Here is a 16,821-nt window from a genome sequence, read left to right on the forward strand (position 1 = left end):
TGCGCGCATTCTGGCGCGAATTCAACGAAGAGGTGTACATGAGCGCGCGCAAGATCATAATTGACACAGACCCCGGCCAAGATGATGCCGTAGCGATTTTGCTGGCGCTTGCCTCGCCTGAACTGGATGTGTTGGGGATAAGCTGTGTGGCCGGAAATGTACCCCTCCCGTTGACTTCAAAGAATGCAAGGATTGTCTGTGAACTGGCGGGGCGCACCGATATCAAGGTCTATGCCGGTTGTGACCGCCCGATTGCGCGCCAATTGGTCACTGCCGAACATGTGCATGGAAAAACCGGGCTGGACGGGATGGACTTGCCCGACCCGACAATGGCGCTTCAGGATCAACATTCGGTCGATTTTATCATCGAAACATTGCGCCGCGAAGCGTCGGGCAGCGTCACGTTGGTCCCCATCGGACCGCTGACCAATATCGCCACCGCAATGGAACGCGCGCCCGATATCATCTCGCGCATTCAGGAAATCGTGCTGATGGGCGGGGCTTATTTCGAGGTGGGCAACATCACCCCGACAGCCGAATTCAACATCTATGTTGACCCTGAGGCGGCCAAGATCGTTTTCGGTGTAGGCGCGCCGCTGACCGTGATGCCACTGGATGTAACCCACAAGGCGCTGACCACCCGTGCGCGGGTCGAGGCGTTTCGCGCACTTCCAGGGCGCGTTGGCCCTGCCGTGGCAAGCTGGACAGATTTCTTTGAACGCTTCGACAAGGAAAAATACGGCTCTGAAGGGGCGCCACTGCATGATCCCTGCACCATCGCCTATCTGCTGAAGCCCGATCTGTTTTCCGGGCGTCACATCAATGTCGAGATCGAGACGGGATCAGATCTGACCCTTGGCATGACCGTGGCCGATTGGTGGCGCGTCACCAAACGGCCAGCCAATGCGCGTTTCATCGGCGATCTGGATGCGGACGGGTTCTTTGCGCTGCTTATCGAGCGTCTGGGCCGGTTATGAGAGCGGCAGCGGCATTCCACGGTGCCGCATCGGCACAAAGATGAAGATCACGCTTAAACAACTGCTCTATTTCCGCGCCCTGGCCGAGGCGCGGAATTTCGGGCGCGCGGCTGAGATTGCCAATGTCACGCAGCCAGCACTTTCCATGCAGATCAAAGAGTTGGAGGCCATTCTTGGCGTAACATTGGTGGAACGGCTGCCGCGCGATGTGCGCCTGACCCGCGAAGGGCGCACCGTGCTGGAGCGTGCAGAGCGCGTGCTGGCCGAAGCGATGGAACTGGAGGCGACAGCCCATCGTGAGAATCTGGGGGCCGCGCTGAATGTCGGGATGATCCCGACAGTCGCGCCCTATCTGCTGGCCGGCACACTGGCGCGACTGCGCGCGGCCGATATTACCCGCGAACTTCGCCTGCGCGAAGCACAGACAACGGACCTGCTGTTGGCGCTGCGTGATGGCAGGCTGGATGCGGTTGTGCTGGCAGACCCGCCCCGCGCGCCGGACCTGTTTTCCGCGCCACTATTTGAAGATCGTTTTGTACTGGCGGGATCGAAGGCGCGACTGGCGGCGCTTGGGACGACATCGGAAGTGCTGCGCCCGATGGCCTTGCGGCCTGAACATTTGCTGCTGCTGGATGAGGGGCATTGCCTTGCCGATCAGGCGCTTGAAGTCTGTAGTCTGGACCGCCGCCAGACGCGGCTTGACCTGGGCGCCTCGTCACTGGCCACGCTGTGCGGGTTGGTGGCGCAGGGCTTTGGGCTGACCTTTCTGCCGGAAATCGCCCTTCCGGCCGAAACTGCGGCAGCCCCGGACCTGCGCTTGCGCCGTTTTCAGCCCCCCGAACCCGCGCGCCAGCTTGCACTTGTGCGCAGACAGGCCAGCGAAGGCGGGGCATGGTTCAATGATCTTCACAACCATCTCTGTGCCGCCGGGCAAGACTTGCTGGCACGCGCACGCAGCGTGGCACCGCCCCTGTAGCGCATGATCTGTGCATGAGCATGCGGGCGGTCATGTGTGCACCGCATGGCTGACACCTACGCGCAACGTTGTTTTTCATTCCAACTGGGGCTATGTGACACTCAGCCAGCATCCAATGGAGGGGAAGCCTTGCGCGACTTGAAACTGCCCGAACAGCGCCACCCGGAAAAGGCCCGCCGCCCTGTGCAGGCGCAGCCGAAGAAACCCGACTGGATTCGTGTCAAGGCACCCGGCGGCAAGGGCTATGCCGAAACCCACAAGATCATGCGCGAGAACAAGCTGACAACGGTGTGCGAGGAAGCAGGCTGCCCCAATGTGGGCGAATGCTGGTCGCAAGGCCACGCCACCATGATGATCATGGGCGAGATCTGCACGCGGGGCTGCACATTTTGCAATGTCGCCACTGGCAAACCGCAGGATCTGGATGCGTTCGAACCGGGCCGGGTGGCCCATGCGGTCGAAAAGCTTGGGCTGAAACATGTGGTGATTACCTCAGTGGACCGCGATGATCTGGACGATGGCGGGGCCGAACATTTTGCCCAGACCATCCGCGCTGTGCGCCATCGCAGCCCCGACACCACGATCGAGATCCTGACGCCTGACTTTCTGAAATGTGCGCCTTCGGTTCTGGAAGCCGTCGTCGCGGCCAAGCCCGATGTGTTCAACCATAATCTGGAAACCGTGCCGGGCCTTTATCCCGAAGTGCGCCCCGGTGCGCGCTATTTCCACAGCCTGCGCCTGCTGCAACGGGTCAAGGAACTGGACCCGACGATGTTCACCAAATCAGGCATCATGGTCGGGCTGGGCGAGGACCGGCAAGGCGTGCAACAAGTGATGGATGACATGCGCGCGGCTGATGTGGATTTCATTACCATCGGCCAGTATCTGCAACCCACGCCGCGCCACCACCGCGTGGACCGTTTTGTCACACCTGACGAGTTCAAGGCTTATGAGAAAGCGGCATGGGGCAAAGGGTTCATGATGGTTTCAGCCACCCCGCTGACACGCTCAAGCTACCACGCGGGCGATGACTTCGCGCGGTTGCGTGCCGCTCGCCTTGCTCAGGCGGCAGGTGCATGATGCAGGCTGCGGCGTGCGCTGCTCAGCGGCGGGAGTATTTGACGCAAGAAAATGATGGCACAGCCCCATAATGCGAGGCGTGCATTTCACCGTCGAGGCCGCTAAGAGACTGCAAAAGCCGATTCAGGAGTGTGCTTCATGAGCTTTTCACGCGCAATCAAGATTGCCCCATCCATTCTGGCAGCCGATTTCGCCAATTTCGGCGCGGAATGCCGCGCAGTCGAGGATCAGGGCGCAGATTGGGTCCATGTCGATGTGATGGACGGGCATTTCGTCCCCAACATCACCTTTGGTCCAGCAACCTGTGCGGCGATCCGGCCCCATATCAGGGGCGTGATGGATGTGCACCTGATGATTGCTCCGGTGGACACGTATATCGAGGGGTTTGCAAAGGCAGGCGCTGATATCATCTCGGCGCATATCGAGGCCGGTCCGCATATTCACCGCACATTGCAGGCGATCCGGGTCAGCGGGGCAAAAGCCGGGTTGGCGATCAACCCTGGCACAGGGCTGGACGGGTTGGAAAACCTGCTGGACATGATTGATCTGGTTTGCGTGATGACCGTAAACCCCGGTTTTGGCGGACAGAGATTCATTGATATGAGCGATAAGGTCAAACGCCTGCGCGCCCTGATCGGGGCGCGGCCCATCCATATCGAGATTGATGGTGGCATGACACCTGAAACAGCGCCCCTGATGGCACGCGCGGGCGCAGATGTGCTGGTCGCGGGATCGGCCGTGTTCAAGGGCGGCTCGGTCGATAATCCGGCCCCATATGGCGCGAATATCCGTGCGATCCGATCCGCAGCCCAGGCGGCGCTTGGGGTGGAAGTGTGATCCGCGCGGTCGTTTTCGATCTGGATGGAACGCTGATCGACTCAGCCCCCGACATCTGGCAGGCAGCCAACGCAGTGTTGACGGAAGAAGGTTTGCCGTTGGTCAGCTTCGAGCAATCGCGCGGCTTCATCGGGCGCGGCGCGCGTGTGTTTGTGGAGCGGATGGAGCTTGCTGTCGCCGGGGTCAATGACCCCACACGCACGGACCATCTTCACACCCGATTCCTGCATTTCTATGAGCGCGCACATGAGAATACGCGCATCTACCCATATGTCGCAGAGGCGCTTGAGCGTTTGCGCAGCGACGGGGTTCGGCTGGGGCTGTGCACAAACAAGCCCTTCGCCCCGACTGCGGCCGTGCTAAAGCATTTGCATTGGGCAGATTTTTTTGAAGCAGTCATCGGCGGGGATAGTCTGCCCGTGTCCAAACCGGACCCTGCGCCCTTGTTGGAAGTGGTTGGACGCATGGGGCTGAGATTACCAGAAATCGCCTATATCGGCGACAGCGAAACCGACTCCGAGACCGCGCAACGTGCGGGCGCGCGGTTTGGGCTTTATACCGAAGGTTATCGCAAGGCAGCCCCAGAGGCGCTATTTCATAATTTCCTGTTCAACGATTACCGGCACTTGTCTGACCGGCTGGCCCAGTTGAATTGAGCATCACATGACCCGAACGCGACGCCCCCTGCCCCCGCCGCTGAAAATACCCGCGCCCGGCTTTGGACGGCGCACCCCGCCGGCGCTGTTTCCACCCATTTTCGGCTTGTTCGGGCTGGGTCTTGGGTGGCGCGCGACCGGTTCTGTGATCGGGGATATAATACTCGGCGCGGTCACATTGCTGTTCGTGTTTGCGTTTGTGGCCTATCTGGCCAAACCGCTGCGCAGGCCTTCTGTCCTGATCGAAGAGATGGCCATTCTGCCCGGACGGGCCGGGCTGGCCGCTGCCAGCCTGTCGCTGATGCTAATGGCGGCAAGTCTTGCCCCTGTTGCGCCTTCACTGGCAACGCTGATTGCCGGTCTTGCCTTTGTCCTTCATCTGGCTTTGGTTGCGGTGCTGATCCTTGTGCTACGCACAGCCCCGGCGGAGGCGCGCGTGGTCACGCCGGTGTTTCATCTGAGTTTCGTGGGCTTCATTATTGGCGGTGTTGCCGCGAATGCGCTGGGCTATCACGATGTGGCGAAATGGCTGCTTTGGGCGATGCTGCTGCCTGCGGGCATTATCTGGGGGATCAGCGCGCGCCAGCTGGTGCAGCGCGTTCCGCCTGCGCCGATGCGGCCCTTGTTGACTATCCATCTGGCCCCTGCCAGCCTGTTTGCAATTGTGGCACAGGGTGCCGGGCTTGAAACCGTTGCCTATGCCTTCTGCGCGCTGGCCGCCGCCATCGCTGCCGCACTTCTGGTGTCGGTGCGGTGGCTGACAGAATCCGGGTTCACGCCATTCTGGGGGGCATTCACCTTTCCGGTCGCGGCTTTTGCGACAGCGCTTTTATCCGTGTCACAAGGACAGGGGCTGATGGGCGGGTTTGGGCTGGTGATTCTGGGCTGCGCCACGCCTTTAATTTTCTGGATATCTTATCGTATCCTCAAGCTCTGGCCCGGGGGCATGCTTGCGGCCAAAACCAATGCCGCAGAGGCGTGAGAGGGGTTTTCATTTCCGTGCAGACGTGAAAAAGGAACCTGCCAAACGATCCACCCAAAAGGAGACCGGTCATGGAGATTCGTGAGGCGTTGACCTTTGATGATGTGCTGTTGGTGCCAGCCGCATCGAGCGTATTGCCGACACAGGCGGACACATCGACTTTTGTCACGAAAACCATCCGGTTGAATATTCCACTTCTGTCCTCGGCAATGGACACAGTGACCGAGGCGCGCATGGCCATTGCCATGGCGCAATCGGGCGGTATGGGGGTGATCCACCGCAATTTGGACATCGAGGCGCAGGCACAGGATGTCCGGCGCGTCAAACGCTTTGAATCTGGCATTGTCTATAACCCGATCACACTGACCCCCGACCAGACGCTGCGCGATGCCAAGGAATTGCAGGCGCGCTACAATGTGACCGGGTTTCCTGTTGTCGATGACAAGGGGCGCGTGCTGGGCATTGTTACCAATCGCGACATGCGCTTTGCCAGTGAAGATAGCACCCCAGTCAAGGTTATGATGAGTTCAGATAATCTGGCGATCCTGCGCGAACCGGCGGACCGGGATGAAGCGCGCAGCCTGATGCAGGCGCGCCGGATCGAGAAATTGCTGGTTACCGATAGCGAGGGTCGTCTGACCGGCCTGCTGACCCTGCGTGACATTGACCGTGCGGTACTGAACCCGACCGCGTGCAAGGATGAACTGGGCCGCCTGCGCGTTGCGGCCGCGTCCACCGTTGGGGATGCGGGGTTCGAGCGGTCAATGGCGCTGATTGATGCAGGGGTTGATCTGGTGGTGATTGATACGGCGCATGGCCATTCCGAAGGGGTCGCCATCGCGGTCGAGCGGATCAAGGCGCAGTCAAACACTGTTCAGGTCGTGGCTGGCAATGTCGCAACGGCCGAGGCAACGCGCGCACTGATCGATGCGGGCGCAGATGCCGTCAAGGTCGGGATCGGGCCAGGATCGATCTGCACCACGCGGGTTGTAGCGGGGGTAGGCGTGCCGCAATTGACCGCGATCATGGATTGTGCCCAAGCGGCAGGTGATATTCCCGTCATCGCCGATGGCGGCATCAAGATGTCTGGTGATTTCGCCAAGGCCATCGCGGCGGGTGCGTCTTGTGCCATGGTCGGCTCTGCCATTGCTGGCACGGATGAGGCGCCGGGCGAAGTGATCCTGTATCAGGGTCGCAGCTTCAAGAGTTATCGCGGCATGGGCAGCCTTGGCGCGATGGCGCGCGGCTCAGCCGATCGATATTTCCAGAAGGATGCGGCCAGCGACAAGCTGGTGCCAGAAGGGATTGAAGGGCAAGTCCCCTACAAGGGCGCAGCCGGGGCCGTGATCCATCAGCTTGTGGGCGGTTTGCGCGCTGCAATGGGCTATACTGGCAATGCAACCGTGGCCGAGATGCGCGGCAATTGCAAATTCGTGCGGATCACAAATGCCGGACTGAAAGAAAGCCATGTGCATGATGTGCAGATCACGCGCGAAAGCCCGAACTACCGGATCGGCTAATCTTGTTTGAAGACAGCAGGCTTGGGGGCTATTGGCGCAACCAGCCTGCTGTGATGCTGAACGCGCGCAGCGCGTTTGCGCAGATTACGTCGACCTGCTGCGCCTTTTGCCCGCAAACACATTCAATACTTGCAATATATATTTTCGACCGCATATATAGCCGACATATCGTGTTGAGTTGCTTTCAGCAGCTTTTCCCACCCACGCAACGATGTCAGGTTCCACAATATGCTTAGCCGTTTTCTGCCTTTCATGTCATGGGCACGCAACTACAATCGGGCGAATATGCTCAATGACATGATTGCGGCCGCTGTTGTGACCATCATGTTGGTGCCACAAGGCATGGCCTATGCCATGCTGGCCGGGCTTCCGCCTCAAGCTGGCCTGTATGGCGCAATGCTGCCTTTGCTGCTCTATGCGGCCTTTGGTACCTCGAATTCGCTCGCCGTTGGCCCCGTGGCCGTTGTGGCGCTGATGACCGCAGCCGCCGCGGGCACGGTTGCAGAGATTGGCGGGTCGGAATATCACCTTGCAGCGCTGTGGATCGCGCTGATTTCGGGGATGATGATGCTGGTTCTCGGGCTTTTCAAATTGGGGTTTCTGGCAAATTTCCTCAGTCACCCCGTCATCTCCGGCTTTATCACGGCGGCGGGGATTTTGATTGCATCCAGCCAGTTGCGCCATTTGTTGGGCGCCGACATCAGCGGCAAGACCTTGCCAGAAGTGATCCCCTCGCTTCTCAGTAATTTTAGCGGGCTGTCCCCCATCACCCTTGCATTATCCGTTGTAACGCTTGCCTTTCTGTTCTGGTCGCGCGCCGGACTGGCGCGGCTGCTGGGGCGGATGGGCGTGTCTGCACCTTTGGCGAAGCTTCTGGGCAAAACCGGCCTGTTGATTGCGGTGGTTGCGTCAACACTGGCTGTCTGGGCTTTCGGGCTGGACCAGATGGGGGTGGCCTCGGTCGGTGATATTCCGCGCGGTCTGCCAGAGTTTGGGCTGCCCGCCTTCGAGGTCGAGCTTATCCACCTGCTTCTTGCCCCGGCTGCGATGATTGCAATTGTAGGCTATGTCGAATCCATCTCGATTGCGCAGACCTTGGCTGCAAAGAAACGTCAATTCATCGACCCTGACCGGGAATTGGTTGCCTTGGGGCTGGCCAATCTGGGGGCCGGTGCGAGCAATGCGATGCCCGTGACCGGCGGGTTGTCGCGCTCGATCGTCAATCATGACGCGGGCGCGTCCACACCTGCCGCAGGGGCCATTACTGCGCTCATGATCGGGGTGGCGGTGCTGGTCCTTACGCCGCTCATGTTCTATCTGCCCCGCGCGACATTGGCAGCGATCATCATTGTGGCGGTGTTCTCGCTTCTGGATTTCCGCGCCCTGCCCCGGACCTGGCGCTATTCACGCGCGGATGGTGCCTCCATGGCGGCAACGATGGCGGTAACGCTGCTTGTCGGCGTGGAACAAGGGCTTCTGGCCGGGGTCGGCTTGTCGCTGCTGCTGTATCTCTACCGCACCTCGCGCCCGCACATGGCGGTGGTCGGACAGGTTCCGGGCACCGAGCATTTCCGCAATGTGAACCGGCACGCTGTGGTGACCGACCCGACCATCTTTTCCATTCGTGTCGATGAATCTCTCTACTTCCCCAATGCCCGCGCGCTGGAAGACAGGATCGTGCAGGCGCTGGCCGATACACCGGACCTGCGCCATGTGGTCTTGCAATGTACGGCGGTGAATTACATCGATGCTTCCGCCCTTGAAAGCCTTGAAGCGATCAATGAACGACTGAATGCAGCAGGCGCACAGTTTCACCTGTCCGAGGTCAAGGGCCCTGTGATGGACCAGCTTGAGAAAAGTCACCTGCTGCATGAACTGACCGGCGCGGTGTTTTTGACACAATATGACGCCATGCTGGCGCTTTCTCCCGATGTGACGCGCGATTGCGTCACGTCAGAGCGATGCGAGACGCAGCTGGACAGAGTGTGACAGGTTTGAGCTTTAGTCCTGAGGTTCTGTTTTGGGTCCTTGAGAGAGAGAAACGATGAGGATTGTGTTTTGAGGGCTTTGGGGACGATGGACGAACGCACCAAGCGCGGAATCAAGGCCGAAGGCCGCCGCGCATCGCCGGGCCGCCCGCACGGCACGGCGATTGGGCTGACGCCAGCGCAAGGATCTCATCTTTCAGGTGCTTGGCCAGAATAAAGCGCTACAGATTGAGGGGAGGAACGCCGCACCGCGCCCCGACGCTACGCGGCTTTGTACCCTGCTTGGCTATGTCCGCAAATTTCCGCATTGCGGACATACCCGGCAAACTCCCTCATCGCCCTATGCTTAACAAACAAAAACGGCGCCCGAGGTGGGCGCCGTTCCTGTTTCCAAGGTAAGAAACCTTAGCTGTTCATCTTCGCCACTTCTTCGGCAAAGTTCTCTTCTTTCTTCTCGATCCCTTCGCCGACACCCATGCGGATGTAGCCGAGAATCTCGACGCCCGCATCCTTTGCCGCCTGAGCAACAGTGATATCTGGGTTCATGACAAACTTCTGGTTCACCAGCGTGTTTTCTTCGAGGAACTTCTTCATCCGGCCAGGGATGATGTTGTTCTGAATCACGGCTTCGGGCTTTGGCTTGTCTGCGGTGGCGTTTTCTTCCAGCGCCTTTTGCGTCTGAACCGTGCGCTCGCGCTCGACCAATGTGGGGTCAAGTGCGTCTTCATTCAGCGCAAGCGGGCTTGTCGCCGCGATATGCATGGCGATCTGCTTTCCAATGCCGTTATCGGCACCTTTCAGTGCGACCAGAACACCGATCTTGCCCATGCCGTCTGCGGCAGAGTTGTGTACATAAGCGGCAACTGCGTCACCCTCGATCATTTCCATGCGGCGCAGGGTCAGGTTCTCGCCGATCTTGGCAATCGCTTCGGTCACAACAGTTTCGACCGGCTTGCCGCCAACAGTCGCGGCTTTCAACTCATCCACATTCGACACGCCAAGCGCGGCTGTGGTGATTTGCGAAACCATGCCCTGAAATTCGGCATTCTTGGCAACAAAGTCGGTCTCTGAGTTGATCTCGACCGCGACACCCTTGCCGCCGTCAACACTCACACCGACCAGACCTTCGGCAGCCACGCGGTCAGCTTTCTTGGCAGCTTTGGCCAGACCTTTGGTGCGCAGCCAGTCAAGTGCTGCGTCCATATCGCCATTGTTTTCTGTCAGCGCCTTTTTGGCGTCCATCATGCCTGCGCCAGTTGCTTCGCGCAGTTCCTTCACCATTGCAGCGGTGATTGTCATGGGTCTATTCTCCTGAAGAAATGCAGTGTGACAGGGCGATAAAACACGCGCCTGTCACAAATTCATGTCATGTGCCCGAAACGTTACGCTTCAGTCGACTCGACGCCAGCTTCGGCCAGAACTTCCTCGACCGGAGTTTCTTCCAAAGCGCCAAGGTCGATGCCTGCTGCACCCATCTGTGCGCTCATCCCATCAAGGGCCGCACGCGCCGCCAGATCGCAATATAGCGCAATCGCGCGTGCCGCGTCGTCATTGCCGGGGATGATGTAATCCACACCCTCGGGCGGGCAATTGGTGTCAACCACAGCAACAACCGGAATGCCCAGCTTCTTGGCTTCCAGAATGGCCAGATCTTCCTTGTTGACGTCGATCACGAAGATCAGGCTGGGAAGGCCGCCCATGTCGCGGATACCACCAAGCGAAGCTTGCAGTTTTGCCTGCTCGCGCTCCATGCCAAGACGCTCTTTCTTGGTCAGGCCCTCTGCGCCGCTTTCCAGCTGCTCGTCAATCGCCTTCAGGCGCTGGATCGACTGTGACACTGTCTTCCAGTTGGTCAGCGTGCCGCCCAGCCAGCGGTGATTCATGTAAAACTGCGCCGAACGCTCGGCTGCATCTGCAATCGACTTGGCCGCTTGGCGCTTGGTGCCAACAAACAGGATGCTGCCGCCCTTGGCAACAGTTTCGCGAATGACATTCAGCGCTGCGTCCAGCATCGGCAGCGTCTGTGTCAGGTCGAGGATGTGAATGCCATTGCGCTCGCCGTAGATATACGGGGCCATGCGCGGGTTCCAGCGTTGTGTCTGGTGGCCGAAGTGAACGCCAGCTTCCAAAAGCTGACGCAACGTGAATTCAGGAAGCGCCATATCGTTTTCCTTTCCGGTTTGCGCCTGAGCAGAGGATTTCAAGGCTCTCGCCTCAACCGGTGGACCTGCGGGGTCTGTCTGTCCTGCAAGCCCGGCCTCTGCCTGTGAAGTGCGGCTGCCTTAGCGCCTGTTGTGCAGGGATGCAAGACAGTTTTGTCAATGCCCTGCCCAAATGCGCCAGCAGCCTTGATCTAGCATGATGGGCCAGCGGCACCGCGTGTCCCGGTTTTTCAGCAATCCAATGCCGTCACGCGGTAAATGCCGTCACGCGGTAAATGCCGTCACGCGGTAAAGGCAGCCTCCAGCGCCAGTTCGATCATATCTCCGAAGCTCTGCTCGCGCTCTTGTGCAGACAAGGCCTCATAACTCAGAAGATGGTCCGACATGGTCAGCACTGCCAGCGCCCGCACGCCAAATCGCGCCGCAACGGCATAGAGTTCTGCGGCTTCCATTTCGACGCACAAAACGCCGTGGCGTTGCATGATCTCTGTCAGGTCCGCGCGTTCATCGTAGAACACATCCGAGGAATAGACATTGCCGACATGGGCGCGCAGGCCGTGCGATTGCGCGACAGAATGCGCGGCCTGTAACAGCCCGAAATCGGCACAAGGGGCGAAATTCAATTCCCGAAATATGCCGCGCGACGGCATTGTGACCGTGGTGCAGGCCTGTGCCAGAACAATATCCCGAATCCCGACACTGTGCTGCATGGCCCCGGCAGAGCCCACACGGATCAGGGTTTTTGCGGCATAATCGCGGATCAGCTCATTGGCATAGATCGACGCTGATGCCATGCCCATGCCAGAGCCATGTATCGTCACCCGCTGCCCGCGCCATGTGCCGGTGAACCCTAGCATCCCGCGCACCTGATTGACGCACACGACATCGTCCAGAAAATTTTCAGCGGCCCATCTGGCGCGCAAGGGGTCCCCCGGCATGAGAACAGTTTCGGCAATCTGGCCCGGTTCAGCCCCGATATGAATGGTCATCTGCGTCCCCTTTGTGTTTCAGCGCGCAGATTGCCCCCTTCCCCCGCGCGACGCAAGCGCCTATACCTCGGCGCGGAAAACCGCCAAGGAAAGCCCGATGCGCACAGCCAAGATTACCCGCAAGACCCATGAAACCGACATTACGGTTGAAATCGATCTGGACGGCACTGGCAGCTATGATTGTCAGACCGGGGTGGGTTTTTTCGACCATATGATGGACCAGCTTGCACGCCATTCGCTGATCGACATTGCGTTGCGCGCGACAGGTGATCTGCATATCGACGACCACCACACGGTCGAGGATTGCGGGATTGCACTTGGGCAGGCGCTGGCGCAGGCGCTGGGTGACAAGCGCGGCATCCGGCGCTACGGCGCATGCAATCTGCCGATGGATGACGCACAGATTGCCTGTGCGCTGGACCTGTCAGGCCGCCCGTATCTGGTCTGGAATGTCGATTTCCCGACCGCGAAAATCGGGACGTTCGACACTGAACTGGTACGCGAATTCTTTCAGGCGCTGGCCACACATGGCGGGATCACCCTGCATATCGACAAGCTGCACGGCTTCAATTCACATCACATCGCAGAAGCAGCCTTCAAGGCGGTGGCGCGAGCATTGCGCACGGCTGTCGAAACGGACCCGCGCAAGGGCGATGCCATCCCTTCGACCAAAGGAGCGCTCTGATCAGATGCTGACAGTTCTGGTCGATTACGACAGCGGAAACCTGCATTCCGCCAGCAAGGCCTTTCAACGCATGGCGCAGGAGGTTGGCGGCGGCGATGTTCTGGTCAGTTCCCGCGCCGAAGATGTGGCCCGTGCGGACCGGATCGTGTTGCCCGGGGACGGCGCCTTTCCTGCCTGCCGCCGCGCATTGGGCGCGGTGGATGGGATGGTGCAGGCGCTGGAAGAAGCAGTGCAGCAGCGCGCCGTGCCTTTCATGGGCATCTGCGTGGGCATGCAGATGCTGGCCACGCTCGGGCGCGAATATGACGATGTGGCCGGACTGGACTGGATTGGCGGCGAGGTTGTGCGTATCACGCCGCAAGACAGGGCGCTGAAAGTGCCGCATATGGGCTGGAATGATCTGGTGATTGACCGCGCGCATCCTGTTCTGGACGGGATTGCCAGTGGCGACCATGCCTATTTCGTGCATTCCTACCACTTCCTTGTGGCCGATCCCGCAGATCTGGTGGCGCATGTCGACTATGCTGGCCCCGTGACAGCAATCGTGGCGCGCGATACGATTATAGGAATGCAGTTCCACCCCGAGAAATCGCAAGCCGCAGGGTTGCGGATGATTGCGAATTTTCTGACCTGGGCGCCATGAATACACCCCGGGGGCTTTGCCCCCGGACCCCCAGGATATTTGGACAAGGATGAAAGACGCATGGTCAAGTCAGACACGAGCGGCGCGCCGAAACCTTCCGGCGATCGTATTGCAAAGGTTCTGGCGCGTGCGGGCGTGGCCTCGCGCAGGCAGGCCGAGATCCTGATTGTCGAGGGGCGGGTTTCAGTCAATGGCAAGCGTATCGACAGCCCCGCGCTGAATGTGACGCCAGAAGACCGGATCACGGTGGATGGCAAACCCCTGCGCGCGCCAGAGCCGGCGCGCCTATGGCTGTATCATAAGCCACTGGGTCTTGTGACCACGACACGCGATGATGAAGGGCGACCCACAGTATTTGACAACCTGCCGGAGGGATTGCCGCGTGTTGTCTCTGTTGGTCGGTTGGACCTGAATTCGGAAGGGCTGTTGCTGCTGACCAATGATGGCGCGCTCAAGCGCAAGCTGGAACTGCCCAGCACGGGCTGGTTGCGCCGGTATCGTGTGCGGGTCAATGGCGCGCCCACAGACGACATGCTGGCCCCGCTGCGTGATGGCGTGGTCATCGAGGGCGAACGGTTTCAGCCCATGATCGTCTCGATCGACCGGCAGCAAGGGGCGAATGCCTGGCTGACGATCGGCATCCGTGAAGGCCGCAACAGGGAGATTCGGCGCGCGCTGTCGCAGGTTGGGCTGAGCGTGAACCGGCTGATACGCATCAGCTATGGGCCCTTTCAGCTGGGGACTTTGGCCAAAGGTGCGGTTGAGGAGGTCAAGGCGCGGGTGTTGCGCGAGCAACTGGGCCAGTCGAATGACACCTCACAACAGGGCGATGGTCCCAAGCCCAAAGGGCGGACAAGACCCGGCCCTGCGCCGATCCGCAGTGGCAAGCCCCGGAAAGACGCCCCGGAAGGCGCGAGTGCAGCAAAACGCCCGTCGCGTAGCCGGACGGGGCGCAAAAGCTGATCAGCACGCCACACCGCACGGGATATTGTGGCGGGTTGCTGCCTTTGTGGCGCGCGCGCAGACAATGTTTCGTCCAAGGTCTCTTCAAAACGACTTCGAGTTGACATATACCTTGTGCATTAACGATGTATTCGGAGTGATTGCGCATGACGACCACAGGGTTACAGAAGATTTCCTTTACCCTGTTGGTGGCATTGGTGATTTATGTCGCGATAGTCGGGGGCTAGGGGATGAGCCAGCGTTTCAGCGGGCGCTACAGCCCGAATGCCGCAAACCAGCCCAATCGGGCAGCAATAGCACGGCCGCATCCTGTCGGCGCGCGGGTGAATATCCTGTTTGTTCTGCCCTTTGCGTTTGCCATCCGCGCGTTTTTTCAAGACCCGACGGGCCTGGCGCTGAACCTTGCAGCCTTCGGCTGCCTGCTGCTCTGTGCCTGGCTGACCCGTGAAGGCGTGCTGGCGCAGGCCGCCTATGACGCGCGCAAAGTGGCGCGCAAACCCGCCATTCCCCGCAAGATTTTCGGGGCTGTGCTGATGGGCGCGGGGCTGGGACTGGCCGCCCTGACCGGCGGTGTGGTGCCTGCCGTGATCCTCGGCGCGCTTGGCGCTGTTCTGCATCTGGGGGCGTTTGGCCCCGACCCATTGCGCGACAAGGGCATGGAGGGGATCGACACGTTCCAGACGGACCGCGCTGCACATGCCATTGAGGAAGCCGAGAACAACCTGAATGAAATGACCAGCGCAATCAAGCGCAGTGGCGACCGCGCGCTTGCCCGCCGGGTCGAGAGCTTTGCAGCCAATATCCGCCCGCTGTTTCGTGTTATCGAGAATGACCCCCGCAGACTGAATTCCGCACGCCGGTATCTGGGCATCTATCTGGTCGGCGCGCGCGATGCGACAGTGAAATTTGCGGATATTTACGCACGCAACCAGGACAGTGCTGCCCGCGTTGAATATGAGGCGCTGCTTGATGACCTCGAAAGCCGGTTCGCGTTGAGGCGCGACGCTTTGCTGGCAGATGATAGGACCGCGCTTGATATCGAAATCGAGGTATTGCGCGAACGTCTGGAACGCGAAGGGCTGCGAACGGGCGGCTGAAACATCGGAATTGACACAGAACAGTTAACACAGAGGGATTATCAATGTCGCAGAAACTCCGTGAGCAAGCCGAAGCCTTGACACAAGAAATCAACGCGGTTGTCGACACGTCATTGGCAGATCCCTCAGCGGAACTGGTGGTGCTGGACGCTGCGTCCGATCATGATGCCACAGTCATAAATAGCCGCATGGCCGAGATCGACATGTCGCAAACCAGTTCGATTATCGGTTTCGGTGCGCGTGCGCAGATGGATTTGCAAGAGATCAGTCAGTCGATGCTGGCCGATGTGAAGAACAAGGACCTTGGCCCTGCCGGAGATGGCTTGCGCGAAATGGTCACAACTTTACGCGGTTTTTCGGTCAGCGAACTGGACACGCGGCGCAAGCGCAGCTGGTGGGAACGCCTGACCGGCAAAGCGGCCCCGCTGGCCAAGTTTCAGGAACGCTATTCAACTGTGCAAGGCCAGATCGACCGGATAACCGGCAATCTTCTGACGCATGAGACAACGCTGCTGAAAGATATCAAGGCACTCGACAAACTCTATGAAAAGACGCTGGAATTCTATCACGAACTGGCGCTTTACATCGCGGCTGGAGAGGCGAAGCTCAAGGAGCTGGATGCCAAGGATATTCCCGCCAAACAGGCCGAGGTTGAGGCCGCGCCCGAGAATGATCAGGTGCTCAAGGCACAGGAGTTGCGCGACCTGCGCGCCGCGCGCGATGATCTGGAACGCCGGGTGCATGACCTGAAACTGACACGGCAGGTAACGATGCAATCACTGCCCTCGATCCGGCTGGTGCAGGAAAACGACAAGTCGCTGGTGACCAAGATCAATTCAACCTTGGTCAATACTGTGCCACTTTGGGAAACGCAGCTTGCTCAGGCCCTGACCATCCAGCGTTCGCGCGAAGCGGCGCAGGCCGTGCGCGCCGCGAATGACCTGACCAACGAGTTGCTGACCTCAAATGCAGATAACCTGCGCAGCGCAAATCGGGAAGTCCGTGAAGAGGTCGAACGGGGTGTGTTCGATATCGAGGCGGTGAAGAAGGCAAATGACACCCTTATCGCCACGATTGAGGACAGTTTGCAGATTGCAGATGCCGGGCGTGCGAAACGTGCCGAGGCAGAGGCGGAACTGGTCAAGATGGAAGCCGAGCTGCGCCAATCCCTGTCATCTGCACGCGCACGTGGCGACGATGGCGCAAACCGCACTGACGTGTGAACTGATGCAAGAAACCCGGTCAATATTTGCCCTGCCCCTGCCA

The 16,821-nt window shown here is 59.6% G+C and carries 16 protein-coding genes; 13 read left to right on the forward strand and 3 right to left on the reverse strand.

What is annotated here, in order from left to right; all coding sequences use genetic code 11:
• Window positions 1-38: 38 nt before the first annotated feature.
• From EV660_RS06190 to EV660_RS06225, 8 genes are all read left to right on the forward strand, one after another.
• Window positions 39-977, forward strand: a complete 939-nt coding sequence (locus EV660_RS06190; RefSeq protein WP_071482138.1) for a nucleoside hydrolase — start codon at window positions 39-41, stop codon at window positions 975-977.
• A 40-nt stretch (window positions 978-1,017) separates the two neighbouring features.
• Window positions 1,018-1,953 carry a hydrogen peroxide-inducible genes activator gene (locus EV660_RS06195; protein WP_071480855.1) on the forward strand — a complete coding sequence of 312 codons (936 nt, stop codon included), beginning with the start codon at window positions 1,018-1,020 and terminating at the stop codon, window positions 1,951-1,953.
• A 129-nt stretch (window positions 1,954-2,082) separates the two neighbouring features.
• Entirely contained in the window at window positions 2,083-3,033 is a 951-nt protein-coding gene (gene lipA / locus EV660_RS06200) for a lipoyl synthase (RefSeq protein WP_071482139.1), read from the forward strand.
• Between the two features lie 138 nt (window positions 3,034-3,171).
• A complete protein-coding gene (gene rpe, locus EV660_RS06205; protein ID WP_071480856.1) occupies window positions 3,172-3,870 on the forward strand; it encodes a ribulose-phosphate 3-epimerase in 699 nt (232 codons plus the stop codon).
• Window positions 3,867-4,526: a phosphoglycolate phosphatase gene (gph, locus tag EV660_RS06210; RefSeq protein ID WP_071480857.1), complete on the forward strand. Its 660-nt coding sequence runs from the start codon at window positions 3,867-3,869 to the stop codon at window positions 4,524-4,526. The genes rpe and gph overlap by 4 nt, the downstream gene beginning before the upstream one ends.
• 7 nt (window positions 4,527-4,533) lie before the next feature.
• Window positions 4,534-5,508: a TDT family transporter gene (locus EV660_RS06215; protein WP_071480858.1), complete on the forward strand. Its 975-nt coding sequence runs from the start codon at window positions 4,534-4,536 to the stop codon at window positions 5,506-5,508.
• Window positions 5,509-5,579: 71 nt separating this feature from the next.
• Window positions 5,580-7,028 carry an IMP dehydrogenase gene (gene guaB / locus EV660_RS06220; RefSeq protein WP_071480859.1) on the forward strand — a complete coding sequence of 483 codons (1,449 nt, stop codon included), beginning with the start codon at window positions 5,580-5,582 and terminating at the stop codon, window positions 7,026-7,028.
• 228 nt (window positions 7,029-7,256) lie between these two features.
• On the forward strand, window positions 7,257-9,017 hold the full coding sequence (locus tag EV660_RS06225) for a SulP family inorganic anion transporter (RefSeq protein WP_071480860.1): 1,761 nt from the start codon (window positions 7,257-7,259) through the stop codon (window positions 9,015-9,017).
• Window positions 9,018-9,421: 404 nt separating this feature from the next.
• Here EV660_RS06225 and tsf read toward each other — a convergent pair whose 3' ends face one another.
• From tsf to deoD, 3 genes are all read right to left on the reverse strand, one after another.
• On the reverse strand, window positions 9,422-10,315 hold the full coding sequence (gene tsf, locus EV660_RS06230; RefSeq protein ID WP_071480861.1) for a translation elongation factor Ts: 894 nt from the start codon (window positions 10,313-10,315) through the stop codon (window positions 9,422-9,424).
• Between the two features lie 83 nt (window positions 10,316-10,398).
• Window positions 10,399-11,178: a 30S ribosomal protein S2 gene (gene rpsB / locus EV660_RS06235; protein WP_071480862.1), complete on the reverse strand. Its 780-nt coding sequence runs from the start codon at window positions 11,176-11,178 to the stop codon at window positions 10,399-10,401.
• A 281-nt stretch (window positions 11,179-11,459) separates the two neighbouring features.
• On the reverse strand, window positions 11,460-12,167 hold the full coding sequence (deoD, locus tag EV660_RS06240) for a purine-nucleoside phosphorylase (protein ID WP_071480863.1): 708 nt from the start codon (window positions 12,165-12,167) through the stop codon (window positions 11,460-11,462).
• Between the two features lie 97 nt (window positions 12,168-12,264).
• On the opposite strand from deoD, the gene hisB reads away from it, so the two are divergent.
• The 5 genes from hisB (at window position 12,265) to EV660_RS06265 (ending at window position 16,778) form a co-directional block, all read left to right on the forward strand.
• Window positions 12,265-12,852 (forward strand): imidazoleglycerol-phosphate dehydratase HisB, encoded by a 588-nt coding sequence (gene hisB / locus EV660_RS06245; protein ID WP_071482140.1) that lies wholly within the window; start codon window positions 12,265-12,267, stop codon window positions 12,850-12,852.
• Between the two features lie 4 nt (window positions 12,853-12,856).
• Entirely contained in the window at window positions 12,857-13,495 is a 639-nt protein-coding gene (gene hisH / locus EV660_RS06250) for an imidazole glycerol phosphate synthase subunit HisH (RefSeq protein ID WP_071480864.1), read from the forward strand.
• A gap of 60 nt (window positions 13,496-13,555) precedes the next feature.
• A complete protein-coding gene (locus tag EV660_RS06255) occupies window positions 13,556-14,458 on the forward strand; it encodes a pseudouridine synthase (RefSeq protein ID WP_084634905.1) in 903 nt (300 codons plus the stop codon).
• A 230-nt stretch (window positions 14,459-14,688) separates the two neighbouring features.
• Entirely contained in the window at window positions 14,689-15,555 is an 867-nt protein-coding gene (locus tag EV660_RS06260; RefSeq protein ID WP_071480865.1) for a 5-bromo-4-chloroindolyl phosphate hydrolysis family protein, read from the forward strand.
• Between the two features lie 44 nt (window positions 15,556-15,599).
• Window positions 15,600-16,778 (forward strand): toxic anion resistance protein, encoded by a 1,179-nt coding sequence (locus tag EV660_RS06265; RefSeq protein ID WP_071480866.1) that lies wholly within the window; start codon window positions 15,600-15,602, stop codon window positions 16,776-16,778.
• The last annotated feature ends 43 nt before the right edge of the window (window positions 16,779-16,821 follow it).

Source organism: Roseinatronobacter bogoriensis DSM 18756, assembly GCF_004366635.1.
Taxonomy (GTDB): Bacteria; Pseudomonadota; Alphaproteobacteria; order Rhodobacterales; family Rhodobacteraceae; genus Roseinatronobacter; species Roseinatronobacter bogoriensis.